Below are 12,747 nucleotides of genomic sequence, written 5' to 3' on the forward strand. Positions count from 1 at the left end.
GGGTGCTGTAATTGTTGGATGTAAATGAATTTGACTCTATGAAGATAGGCATCGCCTCTCCGGAAAAGATTCTTGAATGGTCTCACGGAGAAGTTACCAAGCCGGAAACAATCAACTACCGTACACTCAAAGCTGAAGCGGACGGACTTTTCTGCGAAAAGATTTTCGGACCGACAAAAGATTGGGAATGTAAGTGCGGTAAGTATAAGAAGATGCGTTACAAGGGTACGATCTGCGACAAGTGCGGCGTGGAAGTTACAAGTTCCAAAGTTCGTCGTGAACGCATGGGACATATCAGCCTTGCGTGTCCGGTATCGCATATTTGGTATTTCAAAGGTACACCGAGCCGTATCGGATTGATTTTGGATATTTCTCCACGTCAATTGGAACGTGTACTTTATTTCGCGGCTTATATCGTTTTGGACAAGGGTACGACAAACCTTGAAGAAAAACAGATTTTGAATGAACAGGAATATCAAGAAGCCGTTCAGATGTACGGAAGAGGCTCTTTCAAAGCTCAAATGGGAGCCGAAGCCGTACAGGCATTGCTCCGCAGACTTGATTTGCACAAATTGGAAGCGGAACTTAAAGATGAAGTAATAAACGGAAGCGGTCAGCGTAAAATCAGAAGCATTCGCCGTTTGGAAGAAGTGGAAGCATTCATTTACTCCGAAAATAAACCGGAATGGATGATTATGAATGTACTTCCGGTAATTCCTCCGGACTTGCGTCCTATGGTTCAATTGGACGGCGGTCGTTTTGCAACAAGCGATTTGAATGACCTTTACCGCAGAGTTATAAACAGAAATAACAGATTGAAACGTTTGCTCGGACTCGGCGCACCTGAAATCATCATTCGTAACGAAAAACGTATGCTTCAGGAAGCTGTAGACGCATTAATCGACAACGGCCGCAGAGGACGTGCCGTAAGCGGTCCGGGAAACAGACCTTTGAAATCTCTCTCGGATATGCTCAAAGGTAAGCAAGGACGTTTCCGTCAGAACCTTTTGGGTAAACGTGTAGACTACTCGGGACGTTCCGTTATCGTTGTAGGACCGGAACTTAAGATGTACCAATGCGGTCTGCCTAAAGAAATGGCAATCGAACTTTTCAAACCGTTCATCATGCATGAACTCATTGAAAGAGGAGTTGCCGGAAATCTGAAAATTGCCCGTAAAAAAGTAGATAAACTCGCTCCGGAAGTTTGGGATATTTTGGACGATGTAATCAAGGAACATCCGGTACTTTTGAACCGTGCTCCTACATTGCACCGTTTAGGTATTCAAGCATTCGAACCGATACTTTGGGAAGGAAGAGCAATCAAGCTTCATCCGCTCGTATGTCCGGGATATAATGCGGACTTTGACGGAGACCAGATGGCGTGCCACTTGCCGCTTTCGGTAGAAGCTCAAGCGGAAGCAAGAACATTGATGCTTTCCATCAACAACATTCTGTCCACAAAAGACGGAAAACCGGTTGCAATTCCGTCTCAGGATATGATTTTGGGATCATACTATCTCACAATCACGAATGAAAGTCCGGAAGAAGAAGCTGCTTTGGATCCGCGTACATTACACGCATTCACCGGCTATGACGAAGTAATGACGGCATATGCGTTGAAAGACGTAGGAATACATGAATTCATTTTGGTAAGAATACCGGGACACGGAAAAGTAGTTACAACACCGGGTCGTTTGATATTCAACTTTGCAATTGCCGAACCTCTCCGTTTCTACTACAAGAGAAGTGACGGATACGAAGGTCTGGGAATTACAATCGACAAAAAGAAAATGGGTAAACTTGTAAATGACTGCTTCAAGAAACTCGGCTTTACAAAAACCGGCGAACTCTTGGACAGCATTAAGGCCCTCGGTTTCCATTATGCATTGGTATCCGGTATTTCAATCGGTATCAATGACGTAGCGGTTCCGGAAAGCAAGGACAAAATACTTGCCGACAGCGACAAGCTTGTAGAAAAAGTAAAGAACTACTACAGAAGAGGTTTGATGACCGAAGAAGAACGTTACAAACGTGTAGTTGCAATATGGAGTAAAGCAACCGATCTCGTAGGTGCGGCAATGAAAGAATCTATGAAGAAATTCAACCCGCTTACGATGATGGCACAATCCGGTGCCCGTGGTAACGACAACCAGATTCGTCAGCTTGCAGGTATGCGTGGGCTTATCGCCGACACATCCGGTAAGACTGTAGAACTTCCGGTTAAAGCAAACTTCCGTGAAGGACTTACCGTATTGGACTACTTTACATCTTCACACGGTGCCAGAAAAGGACTTGCAGATACGGCGCTCCGTACTGCAGACTCCGGATACCTCACACGTCGTCTTGTAGACGTATCACAAGACGTTATCGTACGTGAAGAAGACTGCGACATAAAAGTATTGAACTTCGACAAAGAATTCAAAAACATCGCAATCGAAAAGAACGCCAAGAAAGTAATGGAAGAAATACGTGAAACCTTAATCGGTACAATCACACAGGAAGATATTTGCGATCCTCGTACAAAAGACGTGCTTATAGTAAAAGGCAAAGCACTCGACATGGAAGATACATACATTATTCAGCGTGCATTGGTAAATCAAATCTCCGTCTTGAAACAAGGTGAAGACGGAACATCCGAAATCAAGGATATAGATTTGGGAACAAGCGGAATAATTGAAGAATACAAGAAAGCGATGAATCACAGACTTCACGCAAACTATGTAGGTAAAAAACTTGAAAGTGCCGTATACGACAAAAAAGGAAAACTCGTAATCGGCAGCGGAAGCGTCATCACAGACGAAATCGCAGACACACTTCTAGATGCAAACATATCGGAAATCCGTGTACGCATGGAACAATCCGAAGGCGTAGAAGTAAAGAAGATAGTGGAAACGGGTGCATTGATCGAATCCCTTGCAGACCGTATTACCGGACGTTGTCCGCTTGAAAACGTAATCAATCCGGAAACGGGCGAAGTATTGGCCAAGAAGAATGAAGAAATCAGCGACGACGTAGCGGAAGAAATTGAAAAACACTATGACTCGCTCGTTGTACGCTCCGTTCTTACCTGCCATGCGGAACAAGGTGTATGTGCAAAATGTTACGGACGAAACCTTGCAACCGGTCGCCACGTTGAAATCGGAGAAGCGGTCGGAATTATTGCGGCACAATCAATCGGTGAACCCGGTACACAGCTTACAATGCGTACCTTCCACACCGGCGGTGTTGCATCTGCAGAAGATATCACACAAGGTTTGCCGCGTGTAGAAGAATTGTTCGAAGCACGTAAACCGAAAGGAAATGCAATTATATCGACAATTTCCGGTACAGTTGAAATTTCCGAATCCGAAGACAATGCAAATGTAAAAGTTGTAACCGTAACAAACGAAGAATCATCCGACAGCTACAAGATACCGTTCGGAAAGAGAATTTCCGTAAAAGACGGAGAAGAAATCAAAGCCGGAACACGTTTGATAGAAGGTAACGTAAACCCGCACGACATACTCAAAGTACTCGGTGTACAAGCAACACAAAACTACATCGTAAAAGAAGTACAAAAAGTATATCGTTCACAAGGTGTAGAAATTAATGACAAGCACATAGAAGTCATCGTACATCAGATGCTCAGAAAGATAAAAATTATCGACTCGGGCGACTCGAAATGGCTTCCGGGCGAAGTAGTCGACACTGTCGCATACCGTAGAGAAAACAACCGACTCGAAGACGAAGGAAAAGTAAAGGCACAAGGCGAAAACCTGCTCTTGGGAACAACCAAAGCGGCACTTGCAACAGACTCCTTCCTCTCGGCGGCATCATTCCAGGAAACGACAAGAGTACTCACCGAAGCGGCAATCAAAGGAAAAGAAGATCCGCTCTTGGGCTTGAAAGAAAACGTTATCATCGGTAAACTTATACCGGCAGGAACGGGAATGGCGAAATATCGCAAACTCGAACTTGAACGAAAAGACAAAAAAACCGTTCAACCGTTTGAAGAATAATGAAAAAAACCGAATTCTTACAAAAAGGAATTCGGTTTTTTCTTGTATAAATTTCATATAAACCTTACAATGTAAAAGGAAAGATATAATTTGGAAATATAATTTGCACCGTTTCTCATAATAATGCCGACAATTGCGGCACGTAAATACGATATACATGGAAAATCTATTTCAAAATACAAAAATTACAAATACAAACGATAAAAGACGGTGACAAATATTTATCCGAAAAAGTAAAATTATCTGAAGCCATGTGGTATAAAACGCCAACTCAAAATGTACAACATAAGGAGTACAATATGAATTTGAAAAAAATATTTTATACCGTAATCTGTCTTGCATTTACCATGTCGATAACTGTCGGAGCATCATTCAAAACGATTACGGAAAAAATATCGAACGACTTTTATAAATACGACGAAGATGCGACACTCGGAAAACTTGAATTCGACAAAGAAACATACAATTACACCTCCGGCGAACTTATAGGACAAGACGAGCGGCACAAAATATTTACCTGCGGACACATTCTGCAAACGCAACTTTCCGAAAAAGACAAAAAAGAAATCGCTCCGTTTTTCAGAATGAATCTCACAAAAGACCAATGGCTCGAACTGTCGAAATTCAATGTTTCGATAATGAAAGACGGAAAAAATTTCGGAGAAATCGCACGAAATATATTGACGGTGAAATCGAAAGACGAAAATGAAAAGAATTTTTACGAAAATGCGAAAATAAATTTAAAAGAAATCGAACCGGTACGAAAAATAAATTCCGGCAAAAAATACATATACATCTCGGGAGGTATATTAGACTTTGAAAATGAAGGCAAGAAATTTCCCATTTACATGAAAATTTATATATATCCGGAAAAAGACGATATGAAAGTTGTAATTTTAGTTGCGAAAGCTGAAGAAAAATCTTTACTTTTATACGCATTCGACAATGTTGTACTGCGAATGGCAAACGGTGAATAATCTCAAGAAAAGAGGACACTATGATACAAAGAATTTACGTAAGAAAGAAAAAACAATACAGACAAGCGGAAGAAAGATTGAAACTGAAACTTGAAGAAATAATCAAAGGTAAAATCGAAAATACAGGAATTTACAACCGTTATGAAGTGGAAGGTATAACGGAAGACGAATTTGTAAAAGCTACCGCAACGATATTCTCAGAACCGCCGGTAGACAATGTTTATAAAGACGCACCGAAAGGAAATATAATTATCGGCGTGGAAACACTTCCCGAACAATTCGATCAACGTGCGGACTCGGCAAAACAATGTGTTACCGTACTTACCGGAAAAGATGATGTAGCGGTACGATATGCCGCAATATATGCACTTTGCGGAAACTTCAAAAAAGGCGATCGTGAAAAAATCGTAAAATTCCTTATAAATCCGGCAGAATGTAAAGAAGTCGATCTCGGTATTTCAGAAGACTTTGAAATAAAAGAAAGCGAAGAAAAAACCTCATCCGTCATCGAAGGATTTACATTCATGAGTTCGGGAGAACTTCAGACACTTGGAGAAAATTTGAACTTGGTAATGAACATCGGAGATTTGAAATTTATCGCCGAATACTTCAAATCACGTGAACACAGAGATCCCACGATAACCGAACTTCTGATTTTGGATACATTTTGGTCGGATCATATACGTCATACGACATTCAAAACCAACGTGAAAAATATAGAAATTCAAGACGGAAAATACACACAACCCGTAAAAGAAGCATTTGACGCATACTTGGATATGCAAGAAGAAGTATACGGTAAGAACATAAAAAATCCGATAACATTCATGGACATGGCGACATTACCCATGAAAGCACTTCAAAAAGAAGGCAAACTTGAGAGGCTTGAAATATTGAAAGAAGTAAATGCCGCCGGAATAAGAACGGATGTCGAAGTGGACGGAAAAAACGAAAAGTGGATAATGTTTTTCAAAAATGAAACACACAACCATTTAACGGAAATAGACCCGTTCGGCGGAGCCGCAACCTGTCTCGGAGGATGCATACGAGACCCGCTTTCGGGACGTGCATACGTATATCAGGCGATGAGAGTAAGCGGCGCCGGAGATCCTCATGCACCATTTGAAAAAACACTTGAAGGCAAGCTCCCTCAAATGAAAATCGTCACCGAATCCGCAAAAGGATTCAGTTCATACGGAAACCAAATCGGAATTACGGCAGGGCAAGCACAGGAATACTACCATGACGGATTTATAGCAAAAAGACTTGAAGCCGGGGCGGTAATTGCCGCAACGAAAGAAAAAGATATCATATTTGAAAAGCCGAAAGAAGGAGATCTCGTCATACTTCTGGGCGGACGAACGGGACGTGACGGAATGGGCGGAGCAACCGGCTCATCGGCAAAGCGTGACAGTAAAAAAATAAAAGACTTTTCGTCACAAGTACAAAAAGGAAATCCTCTTACCGAACGTAAAATACAATGTCTGTTCAGAAGAAAAGAAGTAACGAAACTCATAAAGAAATGCAACGACTTCGGCGGCGGCGGAATTGCGGTAGCCGTAGGTGAACTTGCGGACGGAGTATACATCAATCTCGACATGGTGCAAAAGAAGTACGAAGGACTGTCGGGAACGGAACTCGCACTTTCTGAATCACAGGAACGTATGGCGGTAGTAGTCGACAGAAAAAATGCACAACAATTCATAAAATACGCAGGAGAAGAAAACCTTGAAGCATCCGTCATAGCGGAAATTACCGACAGTCACAGACTTGTAATACATATGAAAGGTGAAATTATAGCCGACCTTTCAAAAGATTTCATAAATACAAGCGGTACAAGGTATTGTCGAAACGCAAAAATAATTGACGCAAAAGAAAACGGATATTTCAAAACAAAAAATATAAAAGACATCAAAAAAACATGGATAGACTCCATGAGCGAACTGAACAACGCATCGCAACAAGGTATGGCGGAACATTTCGACTCGACAATAGGAGCTAATACGGTCATAATGCCTTTCGGCGGAAAATACCAAAAAACACCAGCTGACGGCAGCATTGTAAAAATACCGTTGGTAAAAGGTACGACCGACACGGCAAGTTACATGACACACGGATACGACCCCTATCTTGCAAGCTGGAGTCCGTTCCACGGAGCGGCATATGCAATTCTCCTTGCACTCACGAAACTCACTACATTGGGAAGCAACTGGAGAAATGCACACCTCACATTGCAAGAATACTTCAAAAAACTTACAAGCGAACAAGACTGGGGAACTCCGGCAGCGGCACTCTTGGGTGCATTTTACATGGAAAAAGAACTCGGCATAGCATCTCTCGGCGGAAAAGACTCCATGAGCGGAACCTATGACGACATACACGTACCGCCGACACTCATCGCATTTGCGGTAAACATCGGAAAAGCATCCGAAGCGGTAACACAGGAAATAAAAAAAGAAGGAAACGCACTTATACTCTTCAAACAAACAAGAAAACAAGACGAAATGCCCGACCTTGAAATATTCAAAAAACATGCCGACTTCATTTACAAAGAAGTACAAAAAGGAAATATACAATCCATGAAAGCGGTAGATGCCGGCGGAATTGCGGTAACACTTGCGAAAATGGCATTCGGAAACCGTATCGGAGCAAAACTTACGGATGAAATAAAAGCGGAAGAATACTTCACGAACTCATACGGCTCTATAATTGTCGAAATCGACAATGAAAACGCAAAAAGATACTTACAAGAAGAAGAAACCGTACTGCTCGGAACTGCAAAAGCGGGAATATTTGAAATCGGAACTGAAAAAATAACACTCGAAGAACTTCAAACTTCATACGAAAAAACGATGAACGATATTTTCCCGCAATATGCAAAAGACGAGAAAAAAGACGTACCGGAACTTCCCGAAAGTGAAACGAAGTACAAAGCGAATATAAAAATACACACGGAAAAACCTCAAGTATTTATACCCGTAATGCCCGGCACGAACTGCGAAGTTGACGTGGCAAGAGCATTTGAAAAAGCAGGAGGTAAAACCGATACATTCATACTAAGAAACAGAGATGCAAAAGAACTCAAAGAATCCGTAAAAGAAATCGCAAACCGTATACGAAAAGCACAAATAGTAATGTTCCCCGGAGGATTTTCAGCCGGAGACGAACCGGACGGCAGCGGAAAATTCATAGCGGCAGTATTCAGAAACACACTCATAGAAGAAGCATTCGAAGAACTTCTGCACAAACGTGACGGACTGGTACTGGGAATATGCAACGGATTTCAAGCTATAATAAAACTTGGACTTGTACCCTACGGAGAATTCAAACCGCTCAGCGAAAATGCACCCACACTTACATTCAACACCATAGGACGACACGTATCCAAGTATGTAACCACCAAAATAGTATCCGTAAAATCACCGTGGCTCTCACTCTGCAAAGTCGGAGAACTCCACAACATAGCGATAAGTCACGGCGAAGGGCGACTGGTAGCTTCAAAAGAACAAGTAATCGAATGGGCGAAAAACGGACAAATCGCAACACAATACACCGACCTTGAAGGAAAAGCCACATACGACCCCGTATACAATCCGAATGGATCCGTATATGCGATAGAAGGACTTACAAGCAAAGACGGAAGAGTACTGGGAAAAATGGGACACAGTGAAAGATGCGGAACAAACATTGCAAAAAATATAACAGGCAAAAAATATCAACCGATATTTGAAAGCGGAATAAAATATTTCAAAGGATAAAAATATGAAAAAAACTGTAAAACGTTGGAGATTCAAAGCAGGAAAGAAAAACAGTACAACCGTACTCGGCTCGGCATTTGCAGGCTCACTTATACTTACGGCGCTCATAATTTCGATGCTTGTAGCAAATATTTCACCTGAAACGGCAGTAAAAATGTCGGAAAACTCAATCACCGGATTTATGTACGCCGGCGCAATAATCGGAATGCCCGCCATAATAGTGTGCGTAATTGTAATGCGACAACTTAAAAAAATATACATAGTCGACTACAAAATAGAAACTGACGGAAAAGAACTCGTGGTAATGTACGAAAACAAAAGAATAAAACTTCCGCGCGAAGGAATGAAAACCAAGTATCGTGAAAAACGAAAAGGCGGACGTGCGCAAATCGGAGAACTTTTCATACAAAGCGAAGGAAAAACATACAGCATAATAGGAAGATGCGACATATTCGGGAAAAGCAAAGAAATCGATCTCGCAACAATGCGGCGCATAGCGGAAACGATCGGCTGAAAATTATTGAAGATATTCAAACGAGTATCTTCAATTTTTTTGGAACTTACATACAATGAAATAAATATTTCCTTCTTGAACTTGATACAATGAAATAAATATTTCAGTGTATAATCGAAGAAAGGAGAAAAAATGAAAATAAAAACAAATATAAAAGACACAAAAATCGCATACAAAGCACTCCAAGACTACCTGATTTACAGAAAAAGCGAAAAAGACATAATTGCACACTCCACACAAATAATACTCACCGAAAACGCAAAAACGAAAACGGGAGAAACACAAGAAATACAAGGAATAAAAATAATCGGCACATACCCGAAAATGAAAATGCAAACGATATACAGGGCATACATGGAAGGACGCCCCATAGTCGGAGGAGCCGAACTGCTCGTAAAAAACGGGAAAATATATATATACGAAAAAGAAAACGAAGAAAAAACCGATGACCTCAAACTTCCGGAAAACATAATAAACGAAGTCATGACGGACAAAGAAATAGAAGAAAAATACGAAGTAAATGCAAAACAATTCAAAAACGACATATCGGAAATAAAAGAAACAGAAAAACACGAATACAAAAACACAATACTATTGACAAAAAACGCAATCGTGACACTGTATAAAAAAGAAAAAATAAAAATCGAAACCGAAATTAATCCGCTCCTGTTCATACTCACTACACAAGAAGCGGGATACATATGGAACAAAGATCCACAAGAAGTACGAGCATCGGCAATAGGTTCCGGACACAGAAACGCACGACTTGTCGAAGGAAAAGACTGCAGAAAAAGCGGCAAAACATGGCTCATTACGACAGAAGCAATGCATAGACTCTTCGGAATGCCCGACACACAAAAAATAAAAAAATATTATGAACGATTTGCAAATACAGCAACGAAAAACCGAAACTGTGAAAATCATAAATAAAAAAATACCTAAAGTTCGATGAAATACAGAAATGTATTTAAAAATAATTTAATATTAAACAATAAAAAACATAAATTTGAACAGGACGAAAAAAAGGACTATATTTAATATGTAATACAAGGTGTATTAAAGTGTTTGATACTACAGGAGGCATATTATGTCAGTAGAAGTAAGAGCTATAAAAGAGGAAGATATTGCACAAGCATGGGAACTCATGAAAGGCTTGGCGATATTTGAAGATTACATAGGAACATTTGTGATAACTCCCGAACTCGTAAAACAGAAAATGTTCAAAGAAAAAGTTGCAAATTGTCTTGTGGCGGATGTAGACGGAGAAATAGCCGGCATACTCGTGTACTTCTTCCAACAATATACGGCACAAAACAAACCGTACATGCACATGAAAGAACTCTTCGTAAAAGAAGGATTCCGTGGACAGAAAATCGGAACGAAACTCATTGCAAAAGCAAAAGAAGTGGCAAAAGAACATGGCTGCTGGAATATAAAGTGGACAGTTGCAGACTGGAACACGAAAGCAAAAGAATTCTACAAAAAGCAAGGTGCAGAAGAAGATCGTGTATGGCTCAACTACGCAATCAAAATAGATTGATGAGCATAAAAATTTATAGAATACAAAAAACATTTCGGAAAAGTTTCGAGATGTTTTTTATTGCATATAAGAAAATATTTGCAGAAAAATATGGAAATATAATGATGTTCTTACCATAGACCTGGACGAAACCAGTTACAAAAAGACCACTGACGGCCATGAAATTCTTGAACTTGTAGCGGTTGAAAAATTGGCGGACGGCACCTGCACCTATACCTATGTATATGACAGAATCGCAGGCACTATTCAGGTAAAGGAAATGGAAAAATCCACCAAAAAACTGCATTACAAGAGTAACTTCTCTCCCGCTTCCGTCAATTCCACGAACCCCGTCATTCGCGAACGGGCCCGCATGGCAGAAGCTGTTTACCAGAGAAAAGTCAATAAAGTAAAATAATATGGATATATCTTTTGAAGAAACTAAAGGGGATTTACTGCACTTTATCAGTAAATCCCCTTTAGTTTTTCATGCGGTCCGTCATATCAAAGCAGCCCTTCTCTATGCAGGATTCACGGAAATCCGTGAAGAAGATTCCTGGCAAATTAAGCGGGACGGCAAATACACCCGTCTCAATGTAGAAGGCTATGGCGGAATGATTATGAGTACCTGGCTTGACCGCCCTCTTTCCGTAGTAGGACGTCTGTTTGTAAAAGATAACAGGCAAATTATTTCCAAGCTGGTATCTCTTGACCATCCGACGCTTTTGATTCCGTCCGTGGCCATTCACATGGACAGGACCGTCAACAGCGGACATGCCTGGAATATACAGAATGATTTATTGCCTACGCTTCCGCTTCATCCAGTTCTTTCACATAGGGTTTTATGTCAATCAGGCTGCTTCCGTCAACGGCATCCAGCCCGATTACAAAAAGCCTGTTCTTTTCCCGCCTTACCAGCTTGACCACGCATAAATTGATGGGATTCGGCCGGCGCGGCGAACGGCAGGCAAATACGCCGTAAGGTTCTTTTGCCCAGGGCGGCACTGTTTGCAGGACCGTGCGGTCAGCTTCGTGGGCAAAATATAAAACCACATAATATCTCCTTTCATCCACATGAAGCAGTGCTGCTTCATAAGCCGGAAAGATTTCAATCTCACAAGATTTATCAGAAAGCTTTCCCTGCCGTGGCGCTTCTTTTACTGTTTTGTAAGGACTGTGTATTTTCCCTATTTCTTTTAATTCCATTCTTCCTCCTTAAGTCAAATAGAAATCATTATTAAATTGCAATATTAAATCGGACAGTTACTCAGAAAAATTATGTAGCGGATGAAAGTCGAGCAATCTGCTCCTTGAAAAGTTCTTCGTATAGGGTAGAACGAGAAATCCCAACTTGCTTTGCAATATGGATTGGAAATTCTTTGTTCTATAAGAGCCTGGATTTGCCCGCGCTGATAAGGCGTCAAGTGCTGGAAAGAACATTTCTTTGTGTTAGAATGCTGTTGAGACATGCAGGATACCCCTTTTAGCAGATATATTGGTCAAATTCATCTTACTGCAGGTTTTCCTGCTTGTATTTTTATGTGTCCGATTTCATTTTACAACTAACCAAAATATAATTTGTTCACACAGAGTGAGAAAAGCATGTTGTTTTTTCCGAAAACTAAGTAGAAATTTTACGAAATAATGGTTTCATCCGAAGCTTCTTCTCATTGAATTTTGATTTAATTATAACATAAAAATAAAAAAAGGAACTACATACAAAATATAGTTGTATAAAAAATAGAGAAATACTAGTTGCAGTATGTGCGATAAAAAGAAGTGAAATGAGTAGAAATATAAGCAAAAAAATGCTTGACGAAAAAAACTATAAGTGATATTATTTCTTTTGTCGTCACTCGACGGCATGAATCGGTAAAAAAACAAGTTGACAGAAAATGTCACAAGTGTTATACTGATTGAGTCGCATGAAGAGCGACACGGTTCTTTGAAAACTAAACAGTACAACGAAAAAATGCAAAAC

General features: G+C 40.6%; 9 protein-coding genes. 8 read left to right on the forward strand and 1 reads right to left on the reverse strand.

Going from position 1 to position 12,747, the window contains the following annotated elements; genetic code table 11:
- Positions 1–11: 11 nt before the first annotated feature.
- The 8 genes from rpoC (at position 12) to P6922_RS03790 (ending at position 11,689) form a co-directional block, all read left to right on the forward strand.
- Positions 12–3,998, forward strand: a complete 3,987-nt coding sequence (gene rpoC / locus P6922_RS03755) for a DNA-directed RNA polymerase subunit beta' (RefSeq protein ID WP_276874428.1) — start codon at positions 12–14, stop codon at positions 3,996–3,998.
- A 299-nt stretch (positions 3,999–4,297) separates the two neighbouring features.
- Positions 4,298–4,975, forward strand: coding sequence for a hypothetical protein (locus P6922_RS03760; RefSeq protein ID WP_276874430.1), 678 nt, complete (start codon positions 4,298–4,300; stop codon positions 4,973–4,975).
- Between the two features lie 20 nt (positions 4,976–4,995).
- Positions 4,996–8,733, forward strand: a complete 3,738-nt coding sequence (locus P6922_RS03765) for a phosphoribosylformylglycinamidine synthase (protein WP_276874432.1) — start codon at positions 4,996–4,998, stop codon at positions 8,731–8,733.
- Positions 8,734–8,737: 4 nt separating this feature from the next.
- A complete protein-coding gene (locus P6922_RS03770; RefSeq protein WP_276874435.1) occupies positions 8,738–9,247 on the forward strand; it encodes a hypothetical protein in 510 nt (169 codons plus the stop codon).
- 132 nt (positions 9,248–9,379) lie between these two features.
- Positions 9,380–10,177, forward strand: coding sequence for a helix-turn-helix domain-containing protein (locus P6922_RS03775; RefSeq protein ID WP_276874437.1), 798 nt, complete (start codon positions 9,380–9,382; stop codon positions 10,175–10,177).
- 157 nt (positions 10,178–10,334) lie between these two features.
- A complete protein-coding gene (locus P6922_RS03780) occupies positions 10,335–10,787 on the forward strand; it encodes a GNAT family N-acetyltransferase (protein WP_276874439.1) in 453 nt (150 codons plus the stop codon).
- A 190-nt stretch (positions 10,788–10,977) separates the two neighbouring features.
- Positions 10,978–11,184 carry a hypothetical protein gene (locus P6922_RS03785; protein WP_276874441.1) on the forward strand — a complete coding sequence of 69 codons (207 nt, stop codon included), beginning with the start codon at positions 10,978–10,980 and terminating at the stop codon, positions 11,182–11,184.
- 1 nt (position 11,185) lies between these two features.
- Positions 11,186–11,689, forward strand: coding sequence for a zinc-binding metallopeptidase family protein (locus tag P6922_RS03790; RefSeq protein ID WP_276874443.1), 504 nt, complete (start codon positions 11,186–11,188; stop codon positions 11,687–11,689).
- Here P6922_RS03790 and tsaA read toward each other — a convergent pair.
- Positions 11,571–11,972: a tRNA (N6-threonylcarbamoyladenosine(37)-N6)-methyltransferase TrmO gene (tsaA, locus tag P6922_RS03795; protein WP_276874445.1), complete on the reverse strand. Its 402-nt coding sequence runs from the start codon at positions 11,970–11,972 to the stop codon at positions 11,571–11,573. The two genes, P6922_RS03790 and tsaA, sit on opposite strands and share 119 nt — an antisense overlap.
- Between the last annotated feature and the right edge of the window lie 775 nt (positions 11,973–12,747).

The sequence above is a fragment of the Dialister micraerophilus genome, assembly GCF_947090205.1.
In the GTDB taxonomy this organism is placed as follows: Bacteria; Bacillota; Negativicutes; order Veillonellales; family Dialisteraceae; genus Dialister; species Dialister micraerophilus.